The 24,730-nt window shown below is 42.6% G+C and carries 19 protein-coding genes; 12 read left to right on the top strand and 7 right to left on the bottom strand.

Annotation, left to right across the window (positions count from 1 at the left end):
* The first annotated feature begins 44 nt into the window (after nt 1–44).
* Nucleotides 45–1,349: a zinc-dependent metalloproteinase lipoprotein gene (locus DW640_RS16955; RefSeq protein ID WP_074859065.1), complete on the top strand. Its 1,305-nt coding sequence runs from the start codon at nt 45–47 to the stop codon at nt 1,347–1,349.
* Between the two features lie 62 nt (nt 1,350–1,411).
* Here DW640_RS16955 and DW640_RS16950 read toward each other — a convergent pair whose 3' ends face one another.
* A complete protein-coding gene (locus DW640_RS16950; RefSeq protein WP_008764006.1) occupies nt 1,412–2,095 on the bottom strand; it encodes a lipopolysaccharide assembly protein LapB in 684 nt (227 codons plus the stop codon).
* Nucleotides 2,096–2,206: 111 nt separating this feature from the next.
* Between DW640_RS16950 and DW640_RS16945 the strand changes: the two genes are divergently transcribed.
* The 4 genes from DW640_RS16945 (at nt 2,207) to DW640_RS16935 (ending at nt 6,931) form a co-directional block, all read left to right on the top strand.
* Nucleotides 2,207–3,526, top strand: a complete 1,320-nt coding sequence (locus DW640_RS16945; RefSeq protein ID WP_011108187.1) for an MATE family efflux transporter — start codon at nt 2,207–2,209, stop codon at nt 3,524–3,526.
* A 73-nt stretch (nt 3,527–3,599) separates the two neighbouring features.
* Complete coding sequence (gene pyrH / locus DW640_RS16940) at nt 3,600–4,310, top strand: UMP kinase (protein ID WP_008759596.1); 711 nt, start codon at nt 3,600–3,602, stop codon at nt 4,308–4,310.
* 139 nt (nt 4,311–4,449) lie between these two features.
* Entirely contained in the window at nt 4,450–4,854 is a 405-nt protein-coding gene (locus DW640_RS24030) for a carboxypeptidase-like regulatory domain-containing protein (protein ID WP_233525450.1), read from the top strand.
* Nucleotides 4,817–6,931: a tetratricopeptide repeat protein gene (locus tag DW640_RS16935; protein ID WP_233525449.1), complete on the top strand. Its 2,115-nt coding sequence runs from the start codon at nt 4,817–4,819 to the stop codon at nt 6,929–6,931. Before DW640_RS24030 ends, DW640_RS16935 begins: the two co-directional genes overlap by 38 nt.
* Before the next feature lie 5 nt (nt 6,932–6,936).
* On the opposite strand, the gene DW640_RS16930 is transcribed toward DW640_RS16935, so the two are convergent.
* The 4 genes from DW640_RS16930 to DW640_RS16915 are packed head-to-tail and all read right to left on the bottom strand — an operon-like array spanning nt 6,937 to nt 11,459.
* On the bottom strand, nt 6,937–8,022 hold the full coding sequence (locus DW640_RS16930) for a carboxypeptidase-like regulatory domain-containing protein (RefSeq protein WP_117578738.1): 1,086 nt from the start codon (nt 8,020–8,022) through the stop codon (nt 6,937–6,939).
* Nucleotides 8,023–8,028: 6 nt separating this feature from the next.
* Nucleotides 8,029–9,084 carry a hypothetical protein gene (locus DW640_RS16925; protein ID WP_233525448.1) on the bottom strand — a complete coding sequence of 352 codons (1,056 nt, stop codon included), beginning with the start codon at nt 9,082–9,084 and terminating at the stop codon, nt 8,029–8,031.
* Nucleotides 9,085–9,104: 20 nt separating this feature from the next.
* Complete coding sequence (locus DW640_RS16920; protein ID WP_117578737.1) at nt 9,105–11,153, bottom strand: hypothetical protein; 2,049 nt, start codon at nt 11,151–11,153, stop codon at nt 9,105–9,107.
* A gap of 3 nt (nt 11,154–11,156) precedes the next feature.
* Nucleotides 11,157–11,459 (bottom strand): RyR domain-containing protein, encoded by a 303-nt coding sequence (locus DW640_RS16915; protein ID WP_048693997.1) that lies wholly within the window; start codon nt 11,457–11,459, stop codon nt 11,157–11,159.
* A 410-nt stretch (nt 11,460–11,869) separates the two neighbouring features.
* Between DW640_RS16915 and DW640_RS16910 the strand changes: the two genes are divergently transcribed.
* The 7 genes from DW640_RS16910 (at nt 11,870) to pelA (ending at nt 21,454) form a co-directional block, all read left to right on the top strand.
* Nucleotides 11,870–12,781, top strand: a complete 912-nt coding sequence (locus DW640_RS16910; RefSeq protein WP_048693993.1) for a DMT family transporter — start codon at nt 11,870–11,872, stop codon at nt 12,779–12,781.
* Nucleotides 12,782–12,832: 51 nt separating this feature from the next.
* Nucleotides 12,833–13,393 carry a ribosome recycling factor gene (gene frr, locus DW640_RS16905; protein WP_008764014.1) on the top strand — a complete coding sequence of 187 codons (561 nt, stop codon included), beginning with the start codon at nt 12,833–12,835 and terminating at the stop codon, nt 13,391–13,393.
* A 94-nt stretch (nt 13,394–13,487) separates the two neighbouring features.
* Entirely contained in the window at nt 13,488–14,420 is a 933-nt protein-coding gene (gene rsgA / locus DW640_RS16900; RefSeq protein ID WP_008764015.1) for a ribosome small subunit-dependent GTPase A, read from the top strand.
* 315 nt (nt 14,421–14,735) lie between these two features.
* The gene (locus DW640_RS16895) at nt 14,736–15,818 is read left to right on the top strand and encodes an efflux RND transporter periplasmic adaptor subunit (RefSeq protein WP_008764016.1); all 1,083 of its coding nucleotides are present in this window, start codon (nt 14,736–14,738) and stop codon (nt 15,816–15,818) included.
* A 15-nt stretch (nt 15,819–15,833) separates the two neighbouring features.
* Nucleotides 15,834–18,866, top strand: coding sequence for an efflux RND transporter permease subunit (locus DW640_RS16890; RefSeq protein WP_048693989.1), 3,033 nt, complete (start codon nt 15,834–15,836; stop codon nt 18,864–18,866).
* On the top strand, nt 18,863–20,209 hold the full coding sequence (locus tag DW640_RS16885; protein WP_074859056.1) for a TolC family protein: 1,347 nt from the start codon (nt 18,863–18,865) through the stop codon (nt 20,207–20,209). The genes DW640_RS16890 and DW640_RS16885 overlap by 4 nt, the downstream gene beginning before the upstream one ends.
* Before the next feature lie 150 nt (nt 20,210–20,359).
* Nucleotides 20,360–21,454: a pectate lyase gene (pelA, locus tag DW640_RS16880; protein ID WP_016268680.1), complete on the top strand. Its 1,095-nt coding sequence runs from the start codon at nt 20,360–20,362 to the stop codon at nt 21,452–21,454.
* Between the two features lie 117 nt (nt 21,455–21,571).
* On the opposite strand, the gene DW640_RS16875 is transcribed toward pelA, so the two are convergent.
* Complete coding sequence (locus DW640_RS16875) at nt 21,572–22,732, bottom strand: acyltransferase (protein WP_074859052.1); 1,161 nt, start codon at nt 22,730–22,732, stop codon at nt 21,572–21,574.
* 153 nt (nt 22,733–22,885) lie between these two features.
* The gene (locus DW640_RS16870; protein WP_074859049.1) at nt 22,886–24,520 is read right to left on the bottom strand and encodes a fumarate hydratase; all 1,635 of its coding nucleotides are present in this window, start codon (nt 24,518–24,520) and stop codon (nt 22,886–22,888) included.
* Between the last annotated feature and the right edge of the window lie 210 nt (nt 24,521–24,730).

Below are 24,730 nucleotides of genomic sequence, written 5' to 3'. Positions count from 1 at the left end.
CTTTGAGCCATACGTTTATATATACTATAAAAACTCGCTTATTTATGAAAACAAGATTAATCTTCCTACTTCCATTACTATTTTTCCTTATTAGTTGTGGCGATTCAGATTCAGAAACAGCGAAACTGGAATTATCGCAATCAACTTTCGATGATGTTAGCGCAAATGGCGAGACATTAAAAATAGATGTGACGTGTAACTCTACCTGGCAGACAAGTAGCAACCAGTCATGGTGTATACCTAACAAACAAAGTGCCAACAGTGACGGAGAACTTATTTTAACTATTCATGCAAATAATACTTCTAAAGAAAGAAATGCAACCGTTACTATTATCTCAAAGAAAGTAACTAAAATCATCAAAATATCTCAATTAGCTACTACTACTCCTGTTGATGAATATCATTATAAGTTACCTGTCATCTTTCATGTACTCTATAATAACCCGGCAGACCGGAATCAATATGTAGAAAAAGAACGACTTACTGAAATCATAAATGCCTGTAATTCGATTTATCAAAACAAAATATATAAAAACGCAAATAATAACATTAGCCAAGATATGAATTTGGAATTCATTATGGCTACCGAAGCGCCTGATGGTACTTCTTTAGAGGAACCGGGTATTGAATATATTGAATGGGATACTCCATCCATGGACTGTACCCTGTTTATGGATGGGAAGAATGAAAGTCAAGCAAAAGAATATGCAAAAATGATTTGGAATCCGAAATTATATATTAACATCTTCATTTATCCATTCACAAATAAAAGTATTTTGGGGATTTCGCATTTACCTTATGCGCTATCTACCTACCCGCTAGCAGGTTTGAATAACGGTAATTACTATTTAAAAAATGAAGTAGCATACCCTCATTGTGTATCCATCAATAGTACTTACATCTATGAAAATAGCAATAATATCCAATATACCCCTTATGATGTTTATGTCACCCTCGCACACGAACTAGGACATTATTTGGGTCTTCATCATGCATTTTCCGAGGATGGAGATAATACAGATTTATGTAAGGATACGGATTATTGTGATGATACTCCAACTTATAATATTACAGAATATACAGACTGGGTAAATGGGCTGTCAGGAGACCAACAGTATACCCTCACTTACTTAAGCGCAAGACATAACTGCGAAGGAGAGTCATTCATATCACGCAATATTATGGATTATGCTTACTGTTTCTCTGATGTATTCACTTCCGATCAACGCAAAAGAATCCGCCATGTACTTTCATATAGTCCATTGATACCCGGGCCTAAAGAATATACATCTACTGATACTCGTTCTTTAGCTAGTGATGAGAAACCACCAATACAATTCAAATACTAAGGTTACTTCTGATAAATTTAAATCCTTATAGGAAAAGACTAATAGAGAAAGAGGTGAACCGCTCAGCGATTCACCTCTTTCTCTATCCTCAAAATCTTATCTAACGTTTTCTGAGCCTCTGTAGAAGGAAACCGTAGCACCACTTTCTGTAAAGAGCTTCGTGCTTTCTCATATCCGGTAGCAAACAATTTCGACAGCCCATCCCGATAACGTGCATATTGCATTTTTGTCGGTGAAGAAAGCTTTTTGTAGTCACTTTCCAGTTTTTTCTTCTCCTGCTCCGCCATCAGATAATAATAATTACCGAGAAAAATATTGGCTGCCAAATTATCCGCATCCAACTTCAATATATTCTCGTACATACGCAACGCATCCTTCTCCTGTCCACGACATACCTGCATTTCGGCAACAGCCTCCAGATAATCTACATTATCAGGGTCCTTCTGCGACAGTTCTTTATAAAACAAAAAGGCTTTGTCATAATTCCGATTCTTCTTATAGGCAAGAGCCAACTCATTAGAAAGTTTCGAGCTGATCTCACTACTCTTGTCTATACTCGTCCAATAGAACATTTCCGAGCGGTCTATATTCAGACTGATAGCCTGACGGAAATAGCTAACCGCCTGTCCATGCTGTCCAGCCTCAATAGCAGCCGTGACTTTATGCAACATTTCATCGGCCGTCTGTGCATTCAGCATCAGCGGCAACGAAAACAAAGAAAAAAGAAGGAGAGTTAAGGTTTTCATAATCAGTTACATTGTTTCTAGTTCGTGACACGCAAAGATACAATAAAATAATAAAATATGTACCTTTGTTCGCAAAAAGAACAATCTATTTGATAAAAGTGTTTCTACAAGATGATAAATAAAAAGACGACCTCCGAAAACAGACGAATATTACAGATTGCCGTACCATCGATTATTTCGAATATTACCGTGCCATTGCTGGGACTTATCGATGTCACTATCGTTGGACATCTCGGCTCTCCGGCATATATCGGAGCGATTGCCGTAGGAGGAATGTTGTTCAATATCATCTACTGGATCTTCGGATTCCTACGTATGGGAACAAGCGGCATGACCTCACAAGCCTACGGGCAGCATGACTTAAACGAAATCAACCGGTTACTGATACGTTCTGTCGGTGTCGGACTCTTTATTGCCCTATGCCTGCTGATCCTTCAATATCCTATCCTTAATGCGGCATTCACACTCATACAGACTACAGAAGAAGTAAAGCAACTGGCAACTACCTATTTCTATATCTGTATTTGGGGAGCTCCGGCAATGCTAGGTCTTTATGGATTTGCAGGCTGGTTTATCGGAATGCAGAACTCACGCTTCCCGATGTATATTGCCATCACGCAGAATATTGTCAATATTATCGCCAGTTTGTCTTTCGTCTATCTCTTGGATATGAAAGTGGCAGGAGTCGCCGCCGGAACCCTTATCGCACAGTATGCAGGTTTCTTTATGGCCATACTATTGTATATGCGTTATTACAGCACGCTCCGAAAACGTATTGTATGGAAAGATATCATACAGAAGCAGGCAATGTACCGTTTCTTCCGGGTAAACCGTGACATCTTTTTCCGTACCCTCTGCCTGGTAATCGTAACGATGTTCTTCACCTCTGCAGGAGCTGCACAGGGAGAAGTCGTTCTGGCAGTAAATACACTGCTGATGCAATTGTTCACGCTCTTCTCTTATATTATGGATGGATTCGCCTATGCAGGGGAAGCGTTAGCCGGACGCTATATCGGCGCAAGAAATCAAACGGCTCTCCGCAATACGGTCAATCACCTTTTCTATTGGGGCATCGGACTTTCGGCAGCATTCACCCTTTTATATGCAATAGGCGGAAAAGAATTTCTCGGGTTACTGACAAATGATGTTTCGGTAATAAGCTCCTCAGACACTTACTTTTATTGGGCACTCGCCATCCCATTGACAGGTTTCTCCGCTTTCTTATGGGATGGTGTGTTTATCGGCGCCACCGCCACCCGCCAGATGCTTTATTCGATGTTGGTTGCTTCCGTCAGCTTTTTTATGATCTACTATGCCTTCCACAATCTCTTGGGAAATCACGCTTTATGGCTGGCTTTCATCACTTACCTTTCATTGAGGGGAATCGTGCAGACCTTCATCGGAAGAGAAATAGTGAAGAAAGCGATATAAAAGTTATCGCGCAACTATGAGGTCTATCCAACAAATTATCTCTATATTTGCGCTAAACTAAATGTAAAAAGATATGGCAAAGTATAAAAGAATTCTGCTGAAGCTCAGCGGAGAAAGCCTGATGGGGGAAAAACAATACGGCATTGACGAAAAAAGACTGGCGGAATATGCCGCACAAATCAAAGAAATCCATGAACAGGGAGTACAAATCGGCATCGTTATCGGCGGCGGAAATATCTTCCGTGGACTAAGCGGAGCCAACAAGGGCTTCGACCGTGTGAAAGGTGATCAGATGGGTATGCTGGCAACTGTCATCAACAGCCTTGCATTAAGTTCCGCATTAGTAGCAGCCGGAGTAAAGGCCCGTGTACTTACAGCAGTCCGCATGGAGCCGATCGGTGAATTCTACAGCAAATGGAAAGCGATTGAATGCATGGAAAACGGTGAAATCGTTATCATGTCCGGCGGTACGGGAAATCCTTTCTTTACCACAGACACCGGCTCTTCACTGCGCGGCATCGAAATCGAAGCAGACGTAATGCTGAAAGGTACCCGCGTAGACGGCATCTACACAGCCGACCCGGAGAAAGACCCTACAGCTACAAAATTCAGTGATATCACATACGATGAAGTACTGAAACGTGGTCTGAAAGTGATGGACCTCACAGCTACCTGTATGTGCAAGGAAAACAACCTGCCGATTGTTGTTTTTGACATGGACACGGTAGGAAACCTCAAAAAAGTAATCAGCGGAGAAGAAATAGGAACAGTAGTACACAACTGATCCTGACTCCCTACCAATATACCCGGGGCTGACTAAAAAGGATATAATCAGCTTTCAGACTTTTTAGTCAGTCCCGATTACTTTCTCCCTCCACATTCCTTTTGTTGACTTGCATATACATCATTAAGAAATAAAAGCTATGAAAACCAAAAACGCCTGTTTCTGGATATTCTTATTACTATCCGGAAGTGCTTACGCACAAATGTCTCAAAAAGGTACAGTACAGATTTTTAATTCAAATAAGTCCCCACTACCGGGAGTACAACTGACAGCTACCGATGCCCCTGCCACCGATACGGATGCCAACGGGAATTTCCAGTTCAACTTCAGCAAACAGAAACCGGGAATGGCTATCGCTTCTCCGAATGTATATAAGAAAGGATATGAACTGGTGAATAAAGACATGATCAACGGGTGGATTCTATCCGAAAAACGTCCGTTGAGCATTGTGATGGCTCCCGAAGGCACTATAGAAGAAAGCAAGAACAAGTATTATTCCATCTCCGTTGCCCACTTTTCGAAGAAACAAGAAAAAAGCCATTGAAGAAATCAACCAGCTATATATAGCACAGAAAATCAGTCTGCAAGAGCGCAGCGACCGTCTGAAAGCGATGGCGGAGGAATCCAGATCATTTATGAATCAGATCGATCAGTACGCTGAGAAGTTTGCAAGAATAAATCCAGATGACATCAACGCCATTGAGAAGCAAGTATTGGAACTGGTCAATGCCGGAAAACTGTCTGAAGCCATCGAGCTATACAATAAATCCGGAATTATCACTCAGGCCAGAGAGAAGCTGTCACAGAAAACAAAAGCAGAGGAAGACATCGACAAACTGGCCGAAATAATGTACCGATATGCCGACCTCTGCGCCCTGACCGGAGGAATGGAAAACGAGAAGAAAGCAAATGATGCCTACAAGTTCGTAGCCGAAGCACTTCCCGACAGGTTTACATACGTATTTAAATACGCATTGCAGAAAATAGGACTGGAAGACAGTGATACCATGGAATGGCTGGACAAATGCCAGAAACTTTCATTTGACGAGAAATCTCTCGTACAAGTACTGAACATAAAAAGTACCCTTGCGCGTCATCATCAGAAAGACTATATCAAAGCCTTGGAGTATGACATCAACGCACTGGAAATACTGTCCAACAAAAATATTTCCATGCCTTCGGGCGATTACTATGCTATCTACCATCAGACGTTCTATTCAATGGGAAAGACATACGAAGCCATGAACGAATTCAAAGAAGCAAAGGAAATCTATGAAGACCAGATCAAAGAAATCAGTGAAGAGATAGCAGACAGCAACAATCAGCTGTTCATAAATATTCAAAGTTCTCAACTTGCCAACATATACAGTTCGCTGACAGACATTTACAAGAAGGAAGGCAATGTGTCTAAAGTCAACGAACTGTCAGAGAAATTATTCGAACTAAATAAAAAGAATGCAGGAGATAATGAAGAAGCCATACTCGAAGTTGAAATAGGAAGACAAGAATACCTGTTCCATCAGGCAGTAGAGAAGGCGGATTACAAACTGGCAGCCGGCAGTATAAAAGAGATTCTGGCAAAAGCCGAGAAACTGTATAAGATGCGTCCCTTGTCCCGTGCCTACTGGTATGCTTTATGGAACTTCGCCTACATCAGCGTAAGCACAGAAACAGAACCGGAAAACTTCCTCACGACCATAAAAGCATTTGAAGACAAGGTAGCCAACGAATTAAAAATCAACAGTGAAGAACAAAAGACCTCATTATTGTACAATATCGAGAAACAATACATTCTATATTACTCCAAAAACGGAAATAAACCCGAAGAAAGGAAGCATGTGGAACAAGCATACCAATATGCCGAAAAACTGAATCAGTTGAATCCGGCAAGATTTGTTCTTGAGATTATCAGTGCGCAGGCATCGTATATCGATATGCTCCTGGAACTTTCCGAACATGACAAAGCTCTGAAAGCCGCCATCGACCTGGAAGCATTATACACCATGCAAGGAGTATGGGGATTTCAGGACTTGAGAACAGAGAACAGTATAGGCACCGCAATGGTTTGCGGAGGACTGTATGAATTAGGAGTGGAACATCTGGAAAAAGTAAAGAAAGACAGGGAAAAGCACCTGAAACAAAAGCCGAACGACGTGGATATGATGGGCAGTATCACCACTACCTACAATAACCTGTCGTTGGGATACGGCAAACTTAAAAAATATGCCAAAGCACTGGAAGTGCAAAAGAAAGCATACGAAATCATCAAGACACTATATCCGCATAATAAAGCCCAACTTGGCACGAACTATCTATTGATGACTCTCAATACAAGTATCGCCTACTATCAGAACAGCAATAATGCGGAGGCTCTGAAATTTCTGCAAGAGGCGGAAAACATCGCAAACGAACTGAAAGAACTCAATCAGCTTTTCAGCTCCTACCCTCTTGTTGTCCGGTTTGCCAAAGGAGACCTTCTGGCCAAATTATCCCAGCCCGGCTCCGAGGAATTATTAAAAGCAGGTCTGGAGTATAAGAGCGGCACGCTGCCTAACGATGCCGTTCTGCTCTACCTTATCAATGATTACCGGACCAACAATAATAGCATTTACAGAAAGTAAAGGCATTACTTTCTCAGAATAATCTTCCATGGGACTTTATCGGATACCGGTCCGGTGAAGTCCCATAATTGATATCCATCCTTGTATACCGTCACCCGTTGCTCCTCTTTTTGTTTCTCGGCAGGTATGGGCAGTTGGAAGTTTCCCATTCCGTCAGATACCGTCTTCATGTCCAGCACTTGAACAGTAGCATCCGCCAGCGGACGGTTATCCTCATCTTTCACAGTACCGAAAATCATCGCTAATGAAGAATCCCGACTGATGCCAAGAGTCACATTCTTTTCCAGGCTCAGTACCGTATCTACCGTCACATATCCTTTCGATTCTATCTTCAGACGGGCATTCTCACCCAGATATTTAGTATGAATTTTTTTGAAGACAACCTCGTCAGAAAGTCTGTCCACATGACGGGTTTCGCTCTTATCGGCATACTCCAATGTTATATCAGCGCCATAAAAAGGCAAAGAAGATTTGGAAGTATCCGTAAGACGCACCGTGGAAGTGACCGGCGAATAATAATAGAAAGCAAAGAAAGCCAGTGCCACCACCAGTACAGGCACAAGGACATACAATAATACGAACCTCAATGTCCGTTTCACATCTACCGGATCGGGCTTGATAAAGCCTTCATTCTCCAAAATCTGCAATTGTTTGTCGAACTTGAGACGCAAATCATCATAATTGGTATACAAGTCGCAGAAGTGTCCGAGATTCTTCTCGCAATAAGATTTAAAATCTTTGAGAGACTCATCAACGATCCCCTCCTCCTTGAAATAGACAAATATTTTAGGTTTTGCAGCCTTAGTCTTCAGATATATTTCATGGGCCACTTCCAGTTCTTCTTTGGTATAGCGCCCCATCCGTGTGTGGAACAGAAAAATCACAATATCACATTCGCGGATATAGTCATTATAGCGATCCTGCAGACGACCTTCATTCAGCGAACTGCTGAAGTCCATCCACGTACGCTGATCGAAGTCTATATTCCGGTCACGATAAAGTTTATTCTTATCCGAAAAGTACAAGTCAAACATCTGTTTGTCTTCATTCAACTCCGCCGATGATGCAATAAAAATCTTGATCTTCTTCATCTGTTTCTATATTTTTTCCTTTATACTGATCCATTTCTTGCGGTCTTCGATTCGTTCGAAAACCAACTGTGCCTTTTTCTTCAGTTCTCCTTTCAGTTTTACTTCTTTCAATGACTGCTGAAGGCTATTCTCCACCAGCTCAATCTCTTGCATACTTTGCGTATCCTTTACGATTAAGCTATACTGATCCAGAACTTCACTTGGGTCATTCCGCTGAAAGAACCACTCTACCGACATTAATTTCAGCTTGATATCCATCGCCATCTCATAAATCAAGTGAGCAACAGAGTCACACGCCACTTTATCATCGGCTTGCTTCAGCAACTGGAAATTATTCACTAAGGATGGAAGAAGCAGTTTCATATCTTCTTTGGCTTCCTGTCTGACTGCAATCTTCAATGTCATGGCAGAATCGAGTTTCATCTCTTCATAAAGACGAATAGCTCCATGCACATCACCATGATCGAGCAGTTCCATTGCCTGCTTTTCCATAGCATCAAGCTCGTCACGATTGATGCAGGCAAATTTAAGCGCATATATTTCCAGACGTTTCTGCCATTCCATCATACTTTTAGACATGGAGTCAACTTTCTGATCATATTCCACTGCGGACAATGCGTTCTGTTTCTTCAGTTCTTCCAGTTCAGCCAATGTTTTCCGATATTCTTTCTCGCTATTGGATTCGCCTATATCGTAATATTTCTTGCGCAACGCATTGATGACTTCGGTACGCCCTAATACAATTTTCAGTTCGGAGGCAGACGATATATTCCAGTTGGCTACTTTCTCGTAATTGACTATTTTGAAACCTTTCTTATAGATATCATTAATCATCAACGGATCGCCCGGCAAGGAAGCGGTGAAATTCAGAATAAACCGCCCTTCCTGATCGCTGTCCGTAGGCGAAGCACCCGCTACTTTTATTTCAGCACCGGCTACGGGCTTGTTATTGCTACTCATTTCCATGACAATTCCCTTCTGAGTGGTTTGTGCCCAAACGCACTGAAAGCCAATCAGAAAGATAGAGAGCACTAAGAATATTTCCTTTTGATGATTCCCCATATCACAAATCCTAATCCATTTTATAGTTTTTCGTCCGGCTTCGCAATCAAAAGCAGATGCCGTGTCAAAGCAATATCATATTTCTCACTGCCATTCCGCAAATCGTTGTAAGGGCGAATGTCATAATGAGCATATTCTTCATCCCGCTTTTTATTCTTCAAGGCTACCTTTTGTTCTATCTCTTCCTGTTCCTTTTTTGTCACAGGTCTATATCCCAGTAACAGTTCTTCCACATTCCATCGGTTGTGTTCCACCTCTGCCAAAATCGCCACCTGCTTTTCGCTAAGTTGCTTTCCGTTGTCCCAATGTTCCTTGGTGTAGCCGATTGAACGCAATTTGGTAGGAATGGCATTCGCATTATAAATATTAGACCATTTCTTTACCGTTTTGAACTTCGGATTGTGCCATAGTTCATCCATTTCTTTCGCAGATGGCAGTTCTGTCAAGACTTTATCTCCTTCACACTTTTCATACACCGCATTTACACGCTTGGCATACATCTCGTCTGCCATGCACAAGTCGAAACAATCATCCAACATCCCGAACGGACGAAGATTCTTGAAACGCTGATTGGTTCCTCCTTTTCCCTTCAATGGATTACCGGATAATTTTTCAATGATAGCCGATGTTATCCGTTGCTGAACCAACACCGGAACACCTTTCTCATAGACACAACGCGGGAGATAGACAGCAGAAGAAATAGACTGATGAGTCAGGTTCAGGCAGACTGCAACCGTCATCAGCGCATCCTCATCTTCACACCAGTCTGTAATCAAATCACGGACTTCCGGCGATTCGATAGTTCCCTGTACAAACTGCCATTCTATGTCTATAAAATCTGTTCCCAAATGAGCATAAACCTCAGCAGGTTCATCCCTGCGGACCAAACCGTTTTCTGTGTCTATAAAGGTAGAATAAGATACATCAAACAGGTTTTCATACGCTTGTTTGAAGCTGTTCATCTCACGCATTGCTTCATTATCGATAAAAGTGATGCGCGTTTTCTTCTTTTTATCCCGGATAAAGTTGGGATAGTGGGCTATATGGGCAGCCTCGACAGCCAAAGCAATTCCCATCCTCGACATTCCCACAATTACCAGATGCACATATTTCTCTGATTCGTAAGTGACAGGCTGATAATCCAAAGGCAGATAATTAATCTCACGGATACTACACGCATTTCGCACAAATACTTTTTGCGCCCATGTTTCGTAAAAGTTAAACGGACAGAAATCAATATATTCCTTTATATCATCATCAATATCCGAGAATTGGAAGACGGCAAAAGTAGATTGATATTCAAAGAGTACGTTGCACTTCAAAGGAGGTTTCCGATTCTCTTCCTTGCAAAGTTCGCCTATCAGATTCAGACAGTCGACATTCATCGAGTCATGATAATATTCCACATCATCCAGCTCTCCGTTATCTCCCAATATAAAGACTTCTTTCGCATCCGCCACATACAACTTTTTCAGTTCTTCTTTAGAGTCTCTCATGGCATGAACCAAAACGATTCTCTTCTCCTCGTCCTTTGTGAGATTGGAGAATAATTCCATCCGTACTTCATTGACGTCTTTGGAAGTCTGAATGACTAATGTGCAATCCTTCTCCCGTTGGCATAACTGTCGTATCAGACAGGGCAACATCGCATCTGCACCGATGATCACAAAATGATCAGATAGTTTATAATGAATCAACCCGTTTCTGCAATTTTCCACCCGCCTTTCAATGATATTGGAAAGCGTGGAGATCAACAATCCGCCCAAAACGACGGAACCCAGCAAACTAATAATCAATGCCCACGGGCGGTCTTCCGGACTTATACTAATCAGATTGCCCGAATCAACAAAGTTATTGTATACATTCCACAGGGTCTTCTGGAAAGAATGGTTCGCCACAGAGTCGGCAGCCAGCGCAGTCATCTCTTCGGAAGGAGCCATCTGATGCTTGCTTCCCCAGTGTACTCCCAGACAAGATAGAACAATCAGCGAAATGACTATAATAATTAGGAAACATATCTGTTTCCAGGCCCCGCCATAAATAATCCGGTCAAACCAACGAGCATTCATAACTTACTCCTCCCTTTCTATTCTGAAACCTAATTTCTTCACCATCTTGATCGTATTCATAGCCGTATTCCGATCGTACTCTTTTTCTTCTTCCGGCAACTCATCATAAGGCACCAGACAAGGGTGCTTTTTATGGATATCATCGCGTTTTCCGCCATAAGTCCAGCCTTCGTCCATCCGGGCTTTTGCCCACACTTCATGTACATTTTCAGCGATGCGCTCTGATAATTGGATTAAAGATTCGGGAAGGTCGACCGATGAAAGGTCCATCGGTTCGGGGGTGTAATCCAGTTTATTTTCTTTCATATTTTATATTCTGTATTTATCTAATGTATTAAGATGCAAGGCATGTCATTGATGCAAAGATAATAAAAAGACTAAGATTTACAGCTTTCAATACTATTTCTTAATGGCTATAGTGCTAAAATCTAAGTCTCGCATTGCATAAAACTATTCGTCTGACAGTTGTTGAACTTTCGTCTGACAACTGTTAATCTTTCGTCTAACAGCTGTCAGACGAAAAGAAAACAGCTGTCAGACGAATAAATTCAAGCATAAACAATGTTAGTTTACGGCTAGCAGAAGAGTAATCTCATGCTATTCTCCAAGTAATCCGTCGCATACGAAAAATTAAATTATACTATCAACGCCCTAAACTATTGTTTATCATCGGCAAACTACGTACTTTTGCACGCCATTTTTAAGAGGCTAAAATAATGAATAACAAGACCAAAGGTTTTATTTATGGAGCCATTGCCGCTGCAAGCTACGGTATGAATCCTCTCTTCACACTCCCGCTCTATGCTGCCGGCATGAGTGTCGATACTGTTTTATTCTACCGTTACGCATTTGCCGTAATTGTATTGGGTGTCTTGATGAAGCTGCAAGGGCAGTCTTTTACTCTTCGCAAGGCAGACATTCTCCCCTTGGTAATCATGGGATTGCTGTTTTCGTTTTCATCTCTGCTTCTATTCATGAGTTACAACTATATGGATGCCGGTATTGCTTCTACCATTCTGTTCGTTTATCCGGTGATGGTAGCTGTGATCATGGGCGCCTTTTTCAAAGAGAAGATTTCCGCAATCACCGTTTTTTCGATCCTGTTGGCACTTTCGGGCATTGCCCTGCTCTATCAGGGAGATGGCAACAAACCACTCTCCACCGTAGGAATTATCTTTGTTTTACTGTCGTCTCTCTCCTATGCCATTTATATCGTAGGAGTCAACCGGTCTTCATTAAAAACATTACCGACTACCAAACTGACTTTTTATGCTATATTATTCGGATTATCGGTTTACATAGTCCGCTTGAATTTCTGCACGGAATTGCAAATCATACCCTCTCCCTTATTGTGGGCAGATGTTCTGGCCTTGGCCATTCTCCCCACTGCCGTGTCATTGATTTGCACCGCATTAGCCATTCAATCTATAGGCTCCACTCCTACTGCTATACTCGGTGCTCTGGAGCCTGTGACAGCGTTATTTTTCGGGGTCCTCCTGTTTCACGAAAAACTGACTCCCCGATTAATGGTCGGTATTTTAATGATTATCACTGCCGTTACATTGATTATCATCGGCAAGTCGCTTATAAAAAAGATGAGTGTGCTGTTGCAGATAAGCAAAAAATAGTATACTTTTGCTAATCAATCAACCAAATAGCAACTTTAATTATCAAAAAATATGGTAGACGTAAAGACTTGCCTTGACAATGCACAAGAAAAAATGGATATGGCTGTAATGTATCTCGAAGAAGCATTGGCACATATCCGCGCTGGAAAAGCGAGTACCCGACTGTTGGATGGTATCCGCGTAGACTCTTACGGAAGTATGGTTCCTATCAGCAATGTAGCTGCTTTATCCACTCCGGATGCTCGCAGTATCACCATCAAACCGTGGGACAAAAGTATGTTCCGTGCCATCGAAAAAGCCATTATCGACTCTGACCTTGGCATTATGCCCGAAAATAATGGTGAAGTAATCCGTATTGGTATTCCTCCTCTGACGGAAGAACGTCGTAGACAGCTCGCTAAACAGTGTAAAGCGGAAGGCGAAACTGCCAAAGTAAGTGTACGCAACGCTCGTCGCGATGGCATCGACGCACTGAAAAAAGCAGTAAAAGACGGACTGGCAGAAGACGAGCAGAAGAATGCGGAAGCCAAGTTACAAAAAATCCATGATAAGTATATCAAACAGATTGAAGATATGCTTGCTGACAAGGATAAAGAAATCATGACGGTTTAATGGAAAATGGAGAATGGACAATGGATAATTACTATGCAGTCCCATTGCCCATTCTCCATTATCCATTCTCCATTATCCATTATCCATTAAATAAATGAAGGGATTAGTAATCAAGAACACGGGCAGTTGGTATCAGGTGAAGACCGACGACGGACAATTTATTGAATGTAAAATCAAAGGTAATTTCCGGTTAAAAGGTATTCGCAGCACCAATCCGGTAGCCGTGGGCGACCGCGTTCAGATTATACTCAATCAGGAAGGTACTGCCTTTATCAATGAAATAGAAGACAGAAAGAACTACATCATCCGCCGTTCTTCCAATCTTTCCAAACAATCTCACATTCTTGCCGCTAACCTCGATCAATGTATGTTAGTGGTTACTGTCAACTATCCCGAAACATCCACCATTTTTATCGACCGTTTTCTCGCTTCTGCCGAAGCATATCGTGTACCTGTCAAACTGGTATTTAATAAGGTAGATGCTTATAACGAGGATGAGCTCCGTTATCTGGACGCTCTTATTAATCTGTATACGCATATCGGTTATCCTTGTTTCAAGGTTTCTGCCAAGGAAGGAACCGGAGTGGATGCCATCAAAAAAGACCTGGAAGGCAAGATCACACTTTTCTCCGGTCATTCGGGAGTTGGAAAATCGACGCTCATCAACGCCATTTTACCGGGAACCAAAGTAAAAACCGGTGAGATATCGACCTATCACAACAAAGGTATGCATACGACTACCTTCTCTGAAATGTTCTCTGTAGACGGGGATGGATATATTATCGATACTCCGGGAATCAAAGGATTCGGAACGTTCGATATGGAGGAAGAAGAAATCGGGCATTATTTCCCTGAAATATTCAAGGTTTCCGCTGATTGCAAATATGGTAACTGTACACATCGGCATGAGCCGGGATGTGCGGTACGTGAGGCAGTGGAAAAGCATCTTATCAGTGAGTCTCGTTATACTTCTTATCTGAATATGCTGGAGGATAAGGAGGAGGGAAAGTATCGGGCGGCATACTAATCTCTTAACTAATCAGCAAGAAATTACACATAAAAAATAAATCTAATTTCTATTAAAAAAACGACAACAATCGAACATTCTGATTCCAAAATTCAAACAACAAACACAACTTTGATTTTAATTTAAACTTCAAGCAAAATCTCACTAATTTAAATAAGTAAATTAGATGAAAAGTCGAAATTCTCCTTTTGTCTGTTATTAAAGCCAGACACAACATTAACTTTCTTTTACTTTATCCAGCATTAAACCTTTTCTTTCAAGTGTCGTCTAATCATCAGAAGATATTATATAACATGCTATATACTATACTAAACCATGAATAAAAAAACTAAATGGGGCATCATTATTCTTATCGGTGCCGGAATTATCGGTGGGGGAATTTACTCACAGTTACCAAAAACTAACGACGAACTGGCTGCTGCTGACAAGGTAAAAAATACCCAAAAGAATGGAAAAAAGATTCTGAACGTCAACGCCAAAGTAATAAAGCCTCAACTGTTAACAGACGAATACACTACTACCGGCGTACTTCTGCCGGATGAAGAAGTTGATTTGTCTTTTGAGACTTCCGGGAAAGTAATAGAGATCAACTTCGAAGAAGGAACTCCCGTAAAAAAAGGACAACTTCTTGCCAAAGTCAACGACCGCCAGCTACAGGCACAACTTCAACGGTTGGTTTCACAACTAAAGTTAGCTGAGGACCGTGTATTCCGACAAGATGCTCTGCTTAAACGAGATGCAGTCAGTAAAGAAGCTTATGAACAAGTAAAGACTGACCTGGCAACTCTAAATGCTGATATAGAAATAGTAAAAGCGAACATTGCCCTAACCGAGCTCCGTGCTCCATTTGACGGAATCATCGGACTTCGGCAAATCAGTGTCGGTTCATACGCTTCGCCGACAACTATCGTTGCCAAACTGACAAAGATTACTCCGCTGAAAGTAGAATTTTCAGTACCGGAACGCTATGCAAGCCAGATTAAGAAAGGTACGAACCTGAATTTTAGAATTGAAGGAAAACTAGATGCCTTCAGCGCAAAAGTATATGCTGTAGAATCAACGATTGATCCCAACCTGCATCAATTTACAGCACGCGCACTTTATCCAAATACCAATCGCGCCTTACTTCCCGGCCGATATACAAGTATCCAATTAAAGAAAGAAGAAATCCCGAATGCGATTGCCATTCCGACGGAAGCTATCGTACCGGAGATGGGAAAGGATAAAGTTTTCTTGTATAAATCAGGAAAAGCCGAACCTGTAGAAGTGACAACAGGCATTCGTACAGATGCTGAAGTACAAATTGTAAGAGGACTTCAAGTAGGAGATACCATTCTTACATCAGGAACACTGCAACTTCGCCTGGGACTTCCTGTTACATTGGATAATATTGACTAATACCTGCCATGCCTTATGAATATATCTGAATTAAGTATACGCCGTCCGGTATTAGCTACGGTACTGACAATCATTATTCTCCTTTTTGGATTTATCGGATACAGTTATCTGGGTGTCCGTGAATATCCATCGGTGGACAACCCGATCATTTCTGTCAGTTGTTCTTATCCGGGAGCCAATGCCGACGTCATTGAGAACCAGATAACCGAGCCACTGGAACAAAATATCAATGGTATCCCGGGCATCCGGTCTCTATCCAGCGTCAGCCAGCAGGGACAAAGCCGTATTACGGTAGAATTTGAACTTTCAGTCGATCTGGAAACTGCAGCAAATGACGTACGTGACAAAGTTTCCCGTGCCCAACGTTATCTGCCCCGGGACTGTGACCCGCCGACTGTATCAAAAGCCGATGCCGATGCGATGCCTATTTTAATGGTTGCCCTCCAAAGCGACAAACGCTCACTGCTTGAATTAAGTGAGATTGCAGACTTGACTGTCAAAGAGCAGTTACAGACCATCTCTGATGTAAGTAGTGTATCTATTTGGGGTGAAAAGCGTTATTCCATGCGCCTTTGGCTCGATCCGGTCAAGATGGCAGGATATGGCATCACTCCGATTGATGTAAAGAATGCGGTAGACAATGAGAATGTCGAACTTCCTTCGGGTAGTATTGAAGGAAACACTACCGAACTGACAATCCGTACATTGGGATTAATGCATACTGCCGATGAGTTCAATAATCTTATTGTAAAAGAAGATAACAACCGTATCGTCCGTTTCAGTGACATCGGACGTGCAGAACTTGGTCCTGCCGACATCAAGAGTTACATGAAAATGAACGGTGTACCCATGGTAGGTGTTGTTGTTATTCCACAGCCGGGAGCCAATCACATCGAAATTGCCGATGCTGTGTACAAACGCATGGAACAGATGAAGAAGGACCTGCCGGAAGATGTGACGTATAGCTATGGTTTTGATAATACCAAATTTATCCGGGCATCTATCAATGAGGTAAAAGAGACTGTATATGTAGCCTTTATTCTGGTTATCATCATCATCTTCCTTTTCTTACGCGACTGGCGGGTGACGCTGGTTCCGTGCATCGTAATTCCCGTATCGCTGATTGGAGCATTCTTCGTCATGTATCTTGCCGGATTCTCCATTAACGTACTTTCCATGCTTGCCATTGTGCTGGCCGTGGGACTGGTGGTGGATGACGCCATCGTAATGACGGAGAACATCTATATCCGTATCGAAAAAGGAATGAGTCCGAAAGAAGCGGGAATAGAAGGAGCCAAAGAGATCTTCTTTGCCGTTATTTCAACGACCATCACACTAGTTGCAGTATTCTTCCCGATTGTCTTTATGCAAGGTATGACAGGACGTTTGTTCCGGGAATTCAGTATTGTAATTTCCGGTTCTGTCATTATCTCTTCATTTGCGGCACTGACTTTCACACCGATGCTGGCCACGAAGTTACTCATCAAACGTGAGAAACAAAACTGGTTCTACACTAAAACAGAACCGTTTTTTGAAGGGATGAACCGATGGTACAGCCGTTCGCTCGCTGCTTTTTTGCGCAAGCGCTGGCTGGCACTTCCGTTCACTTTTATAACCATCTGCCTGATCGGCTTCTTATGGAATGCTATTCCGGCAGAAATGGCACCGCTTGAAGACCGGTCGCAAATCTCGATCAACACCCGAGGTGCGGAGGGTGTCACTTATGAATATATCCGGGACTATACCGAAGATATCAACCAGCTTGTAGATTCTATTCTGCCGGATGCGGAAGCGGTGACAGCACGTGTATCCAGTGGTAGCGGAAACGTACGCATTACACTGAAAGACATGAAAGACCGTGACTACACGCAGATGGAAGTTGCGGAAAAGATATCAAAGGCAGTTCAGAAAAAGACCATGGCACGCTCGTTCGTACAACAGCAGTCTTCTTTCGGCGGACGCCGGGGAAGTATGCCTGTTCAATACGTACTTCAGGCTACCAATCTTGAAAAACTGCAGGAGGTATTACCGCAGTTCATGGCCAAAGTATATGAGAATCCGGTTTTCCAGATGGCAGACGTAGACTTGAAGTTCAGCAAACCGGAAGCCCGCATCAAGATCAACCGTGACAAAGCAAGTGTAATGGGAGTCAGTACCAAAAACATCGCCCAAACGCTGCAATACGGATTGAGCGGCCAGCGTATGGGATATTTCTATATGAACGGAAAGCAGTATGAAATTTTGGGTGAAATCAACCGCCAGCAACGAAACAAGCCTGCCGACCTGAAAGCTATCTACATCCGCAGCAGCAATGGAGATATGATACAGCTGGATAATCTGATTGAGCTGGAAAACGGTATCGCTCCACCCAAACTGTACCGCTACAACCGATTTGTATCAGCCACAATTTCCGCCGGACTGGCTGACGGAAAGACCATCGGACAAGGACTGGATGAAATGGACAAGATTGCCAAAGAAACATTGGATGATACTTTCCGTACCGCATTATCCGGAGACTCCAAGGAATACCGTGAAAGTTCTTCGAGCCTGATGTTTGCCTTTATTTTGGCTATCCTTCTGATTTATCTGATCCTGGCAGCACAGTTTGAAAGTTTCAAGGACCCGTTAATAATCATGTTAACAGTGCCTTTGGCTATCGCCGGAGCCTTGGTATTCATGTATTTCGGAGATATCACAATGAATATTTTCAGCCAGATCGGTATTATCATGCTGATTGGTCTCGTGGCTAAAAACGGTATCCTGATCGTGGAATTCGCCAATCAGAAACAAGAAGCAGGCGAGGATAAAATGAGCGCCATCAAAGATGCCGCATTACAGCGTCTGCGCCCGATTCTAATGACAAGTGCTTCTACTGTACTGGGACTTATTCCATTGGCATTTGCCAGCGGAGAAGGCGCCAATCAGCGTATCGCCATGGGTACGGCTGTAGTAGGTGGTATGGTTGTTTCCACACTGCTTACTATGTATATCGTGCCGGCCATCTACAGTTATATTTCGACTAACCGAATCAAAATAACAAAAGAATGAAACAGAAAAGTATTTGCATGAAACAAATCATATACATAGTTACCGCATGTGTCTTCGTATTAGTTTCTCCAGTGAAGGCACAGCGAATCTATTCCTTAAAAGACTGCCTGGAAGAAGGGCTGCAAAACAATTATTCTCTGCGCATCGTCCATAACGAAGAACAGATCAGCAAGAATAACGCGACACTCGGAAATGCAGGTTATCTGCCTACTTTGGACTTTTCTGCCGGATATACCGGAAACCTGGACAACATCGAGACGAAAGCCCGTGCCACCGGAGAGGTCACCAAAAATAATGGAGTCTACGACCAGACAGTTAACGTCGGCCTCAACCTCAACTGGACCATCTTCGACGGATTCAATATCAGCACTACGTACAAGCAACTAAAGGAACTGGAACGGCAGGGCGAAATCAATACCCGCATTGCCATTGAAGACTTCATCGCCGATCTTGCCTCGGAATACTACAACTTCATCCAGCAAAAGATCCGTTTGAAGAACTTTCATTATGCGATGTCACTTTCCAAAGAACGCTTGCGTATAGCAGAAGCGAGCCATCTTGTCGGTAAATTCTCAGGTTTGGATTATCAGCAAGCCAAAGTGGACTTCAATGCGGACAGTGCCCAATACATCAAGCAACAGGAATTGCTGCACTCCTCACGCATCCAACTTAATGAATTGATGGCCAACAATAATGTAAATCAGATTATCGTCATCAAAGATTCTACCATTGACGTACACAGTGACTTACTGTTCGACGATTTATGGAATGCTACCTTATCCACCAATGCTTCTTTGCTGAAAGCCGACCAGAACACCGTACTGGCACAGCTGGATTACAAAAAGATCAACTCCCGCAACTATCCATACCTCAAACTGAATACCGGCTATGGATATACCTTTAATAAGTATGATATCAATGCAAATAGCAGAAGAGGCAACTTAGGCTTTAATGCCGGAGTTACTGTCGGTTTTAATATCTTCGACGGCAACCGCCGCCGTGAAAAGCGCAACGCAACCCTTGCCTTCAAGAATCGTCGTTTGGAACGACAGGAACTGGAGTTAGCCCTTCGTTCCGATCTCAGCAACTTGTGGCAAGCATACCGTAATAATCTTCAGCTGCTGAATCTGGAACGGCAGAATCTTGTGACTGCCAAAGACAATCATGATATCGCCATGGACCGTTATATACAGGGAGACCTTTCCGGTTTTGAAGTACGCGAGGCACAAAAGAGTCTGCTGGATGCCGAAGAACGTATTCTCTCGGCAGAATACAACACCAAACTTTGCGAAATTTCACTACTGCAAATCAGCGGAAAAATCACCAAATATCTGGAGCAATAAAACATTGATTCTCCTGTTTTCATTGGGCTAATCATCTGATAAAAGCGATTAGCCCAATTTTTATGCCATTAAGAACAGATATTACCCTTCATTCCCAACCTTTTCTTCTACATTTGCACACACCCTAACATTCACTTAATAATAGAAGTCATGAGACAAACAGCCTTTTTCTTTCTGTTACTTTTCATTCAGACCGGAGTTTCAGCCCAAGCAACAGATTACAGGAAACAACAGAATTACAAAGAATGGGTACACCTCGCTCCCAAGTTCGATGATGCCTTTTTCCGGACAGAAGAAGCACAACGTATCGGAGACAATGTATTGCTATACCAGCAAGTCACCGGAGGGTGGCCCAAAAACATCTATATGCCGGCAGAACTGACTGAGCAGGAATATGCCAAAGCAAGGAATGCGAAAGAAGACGTCAACCAAAGTACCATTGACAACAACGCCACGACAACCGAAATTCAATATCTGGCCCGTCTTTATCAAGCTACACAAAAAGAGAAATACAAAGAAGGAGTACTGAAAGGTATCCAATATCTGCTCAAAGCACAATATGACAATGGCGGATGGCCTCAGTTTTATCCGCGTCCTACAGGATACTATATCCAAATCACCTACAATGATAACGCAATGGTCAGAGTCATGCAGCAGTTACGGGAAATCTACGAAAAGCAGTCCCCTTATACTTTCATCCCCGATGAAACCTGCCAGCAAGCACGTAAAGCCTTTGACAAAGGAATAGAATGTATCCTCCGGACACAGGTTCGCCAAAACGGGGAACTGACAGTATGGTGCGCGCAGCATGACCGCATTACACTGGAGCCCTGCAAGGCACGTGCATACGAGTTACCTTCATTGAGCGGACAAGAATCTGACAATATCGTGCTTCTACTGATGTCTCTCCCCCATCCATCGGAAAAAGTAATTGAATCGATAGAATCAGCCGTCAAATGGTTCAAGAAGTCCGAAATAAAAGGAGTACAAAAAGAATACTTCACCAACAGTGACGGAAAAAGAGATTACCGGATGGTCCCTTGCGAAGATTGCCCCGTATTATGGGCACGTTTTTATGAACTGGATACCAATCGTCCTTTCTTCTCCGACCGCGACGGAATTAAAAAATACGATATCTCAGAAATCGGACATGAACGCCGGAACGGATATAGCTGGTACAATAAAGACGGCAGCAAAGTACTGGCAAAATATGAGAAATGGAAGAAGGAATTAAATAGGAAATAATACCGGAGGATGCGATAAGAGGGGATGTCAAAAGTCAATAGTAACTCTCCTCCTTCCTGAAGGAGGAGAGTTACTATTGACTTTTGATAACCTCTCATCTATTTCTATTTTCTATGACTATCCTACTATATATTTAGCAACCTTTCCTGCACGATAGATCAGCCATACCAATCCCCATGAAACAGCGAAAGCAAGAATAGCGGCTACAGGTATCTGCAAACCAATCGGCATATTAATAGCTCTCATCAGCACGACCGACGGCCCTGTAAAGAAATAATGTATCATATAAATACCGAATCCGCAAACAGTGAGATTCGCCAATGCCTTTTTCATCCTTTCCGAGTTCACTTTTACTTTCTTTGCCAACATAAACACAGGTATCGTCATCATTACAACATTAAGAGAACAATAGGTAAAGAAGAGTTCCAGCATCTCATCCGTATATTCCGGCAATGCGGTTATATGCCTGAAACCTAAGAATGTCACCGCATAACCGACTGCAAACATCGGAATGCCAATCGCCAACGTTTTCTTCAAGCTCCATTCCAGATTTTTCAGATAATGCCCCAACAACAGATAGCCATTGAAACCGGCAAAAGCATACAGCATTCCAAAAGAGTTCCATGAACAGGTTCCCCATAAATAATTAGAAACAAACTGATAATAATAAGGAAGCAGCAAAGTTACCCCCCAAGCCAGCAGAAACATCAGTTTGGCACGTTCCGAAGCCTTCTCTACCCAAGCTGAGAAAACCGGCAAATACAGATACAACCCGATAAGCAGATAAATATACCACATATGCACGGCTAAAATGGAGAAGTTGAACGGAATCATCAAAATATATTCCAAAGATACAGAGAATGATTGCTGCATCACTTCCTCTCCCGCATACGGGAAGAAATCAAGAATAATCTGAGGATTCAGCCCCAACAGGCCTGTAATCCAAGGGAACAGATTATAGAGCACCGACCATATCAGGAACGGATAAAAGACGCGGGGAATACGTTTCTTGTAAAAAGTAGAAGCATCACTTCTTACAGGCAGAAGCAATGCACCGGTAATCATCACAAACAGAGGCACGCACGGACGCAGTACAGATCCGTAGATAGCCCCCCAAAGTTTTATTTCTCCGATATTCGGAGCCGTGCCGGGATAAAAATTAAACGGATCGGTGCAATGACAGCAGACAACTGTAAACATCGCAATAAAACGAACGACATCCAGCCAAACAATATGCTGGTTCTTTTGATTGGATAAATTCATCACTAGTGGTTTCATGGTGTTTTAATTATTAGATAAGCAAGTTTATAAAAAAAGGGATACCCATACGAAAACTGACAGGTATCCCAAATGAATGTTTATGTAATCAACCGCAAGAATAACTTGCCATTACTTATTACTTGTTACTTATTACTTATTACTTGTTATTTGTTATTTGGCACAACGTGGTTTTATCTGTTTGAAGAAGTCATTTCCTTTGTCATCTACCAAAATAAATGCCGGGAAATCTTCTACTACTATTTTCCAGATAGCTTCCATACCCAGTTCCGGATATTCCACACATTCAATGCTCTTGATGTTGTTCTGAGCTAGGATTGCAGCCGGTCCGCCGATAGAACCCAGATAGAAGCCGCCATATTTCTGACAAGCATCTGTAACCTGCTGGCTACGGTTACCTTTCGCCAACATAACCATGCTACCACCGTGGCTCTGGAACAACTCAACATACGAGTCCATACGTCCGGCAGTTGTCGGTCCCATTGAACCGCAAGCCATGCCAGCCGGAGTCTTGGCCGGACCAGCATAGTAAATAGGATGATCCTTGATATACTGAGGCAAATCTTCTCCACGATCCAGACGTTCTTTCAGTTTAGCGTGAGCGATGTCACGGCCAACGATGATAGTACCGTTCAGTGACAGACGAGTAGATACAGGATATTTGGTCAGTTCTTTCAGAATCTCAGCCATCGGACGGTTCAGATCAATCTTCACGACATCACCTTCACCAGCCTGACGCAATTCTGCCGGAATCAGACTACCTGGATTTGAATCCAGTTTCTCAATCCAGATACCATCTTTATTGATTTTACATTTGATATTACGGTCGGCAGAACAAGATACGCCCAGACCTACCGGACAAGAAGCACCGTGACGAGGCAGACGAATGATACGAACATCATGTGCCAGATATTTACCGCCAAATTGTGCACCCAGACCGATCTTGTGAGCTTCTTCCAGTACTTGTTTTTCCAGTTCGATATCACGGAAAGCACGGCCAAATTCATTTCCCGTAGTCGGCAGATTATCGTAGAAGTGAGTAGAAGCCAGTTTCACTGTCAGCAGGTTCTTCTCAGCAGAAGTACCGCCGATCACAAAAGCGATATGATAAGGAGGACAAGCGGCAGTTCCCAGAGTCTTCATTTTTTCCACCAGGAACGGAACCAGTGTACCAGGGTTCAAAATTGCTTTTGTTTCCTGATACAGATATGTTTTGTTGGCAGAACCACCACCTTTCGTTACGCAGAGGAATTCGTATTCCATGCCTTCGGTAGCTTCGATGTCAATCTGTGCAGGCAGGTTACATTTTGTATTTACCTCATCATACATATTCAGAGGCGCATTCTGAGAGTAACGCAGGTTTTCTTCGGTATATGTTTTGTAAACACCCAGTGACAGAGCTTCCTCGTCGGTATAGCCGGTCCACACTTGCTGTCCCTTTTCACCGTGGATAATAGCAGTACCGGTATCCTGACAGAATGGAAGTACACCTTTGGCAGCCACTTCCGCATTACGCAGGAAAGTCAGTGCTACGTACTTATCGTTCTCGCTGGCTTCCGGATCACTCAGAATCTTAGCAACCTGTTCATTGTGCGAACGGCGAAGCATGAATGACACATCACGAAAAGCTGCATTTGCCATCGCAGTCAAGCCTTCTTTCTCAATTTTCAGGATAGGATTTCCTTCAAACTCGCTTACCGATACATAGTCTTTTGTAAGCAGATAATACTCAGTGGTATCTTTTCCCTTTTCAAACATGGGCTGATACTTAAACGGAGGTGTTGCCATAATTTCTTATTTTATTACGTAATGTTAGTTAGTGAGGCAAAGGTAGTAATTAAAAATAAAGAATGATAACGGAAGAATGAAGAATTAAGAATGAATAACGCAGAAAGGAACTATGCCCACCGCAACAAGAATTTATTCTCATTGCAGTGAGAACTTTTTCTCATGCCTATGAGTATTTTTTCTCACTGCGATGAGAAAATTTTCTCATTG

The organism is Bacteroides sp. AM23-12 (assembly GCF_003434395.1).
Lineage (GTDB): Bacteria > Bacteroidota > Bacteroidia > Bacteroidales > Bacteroidaceae > Bacteroides > Bacteroides thetaiotaomicron.
Note: the sequence above shows the minus strand (reverse complement) of the source record. Positions and strands in the feature narration are given on the sequence as shown.

What these genes read in the sequence shown, in the direction of transcription:
- DW640_RS16955 (WP_074859065.1), top strand. Translation starts at nt 45, where the DNA reads ATGAAAACAAGATTAATCTTCCTACTTCCATTACTATTTTTCCTTATT.
- DW640_RS16950 (WP_008764006.1), bottom strand. Translation starts at nt 2,095, where the DNA reads ATGAAAACCTTAACTCTCCTTCTTTTTTCTTTGTTTTCGTTGCCGCTG.
- DW640_RS16945 (WP_011108187.1), top strand. Translation starts at nt 2,207, where the DNA reads ATGATAAATAAAAAGACGACCTCCGAAAACAGACGAATATTACAGATT.
- pyrH (WP_008759596.1), top strand. Translation starts at nt 3,600, where the DNA reads ATGGCAAAGTATAAAAGAATTCTGCTGAAGCTCAGCGGAGAAAGCCTG.
- DW640_RS24030 (WP_233525450.1), top strand. Translation starts at nt 4,450, where the DNA reads ATGAAAACCAAAAACGCCTGTTTCTGGATATTCTTATTACTATCCGGA.
- DW640_RS16930 (WP_117578738.1), bottom strand. Translation starts at nt 8,022, where the DNA reads ATGAAGAAGATCAAGATTTTTATTGCATCATCGGCGGAGTTGAATGAA.
- DW640_RS16925 (WP_233525448.1), bottom strand. Translation starts at nt 9,084, where the DNA reads ATGGGGAATCATCAAAAGGAAATATTCTTAGTGCTCTCTATCTTTCTG.
- DW640_RS16920 (WP_117578737.1), bottom strand. Translation starts at nt 11,153, where the DNA reads ATGAATGCTCGTTGGTTTGACCGGATTATTTATGGCGGGGCCTGGAAA.
- DW640_RS16915 (WP_048693997.1), bottom strand. Translation starts at nt 11,459, where the DNA reads ATGAAAGAAAATAAACTGGATTACACCCCCGAACCGATGGACCTTTCA.
- DW640_RS16910 (WP_048693993.1), top strand. Translation starts at nt 11,870, where the DNA reads ATGAATAACAAGACCAAAGGTTTTATTTATGGAGCCATTGCCGCTGCA.
- frr (WP_008764014.1), top strand. Translation starts at nt 12,833, where the DNA reads ATGGTAGACGTAAAGACTTGCCTTGACAATGCACAAGAAAAAATGGAT.
- rsgA (WP_008764015.1), top strand. Translation starts at nt 13,488, where the DNA reads ATGAAGGGATTAGTAATCAAGAACACGGGCAGTTGGTATCAGGTGAAG.
- DW640_RS16895 (WP_008764016.1), top strand. Translation starts at nt 14,736, where the DNA reads ATGAATAAAAAAACTAAATGGGGCATCATTATTCTTATCGGTGCCGGA.
- DW640_RS16890 (WP_048693989.1), top strand. Translation starts at nt 15,834, where the DNA reads ATGAATATATCTGAATTAAGTATACGCCGTCCGGTATTAGCTACGGTA.
- DW640_RS16885 (WP_074859056.1), top strand. Translation starts at nt 18,863, where the DNA reads ATGAAACAGAAAAGTATTTGCATGAAACAAATCATATACATAGTTACC.
- pelA (WP_016268680.1), top strand. Translation starts at nt 20,360, where the DNA reads ATGAGACAAACAGCCTTTTTCTTTCTGTTACTTTTCATTCAGACCGGA.
- DW640_RS16875 (WP_074859052.1), bottom strand. Translation starts at nt 22,732, where the DNA reads ATGAAACCACTAGTGATGAATTTATCCAATCAAAAGAACCAGCATATT.
- DW640_RS16870 (WP_074859049.1), bottom strand. Translation starts at nt 24,520, where the DNA reads ATGGCAACACCTCCGTTTAAGTATCAGCCCATGTTTGAAAAGGGAAAA.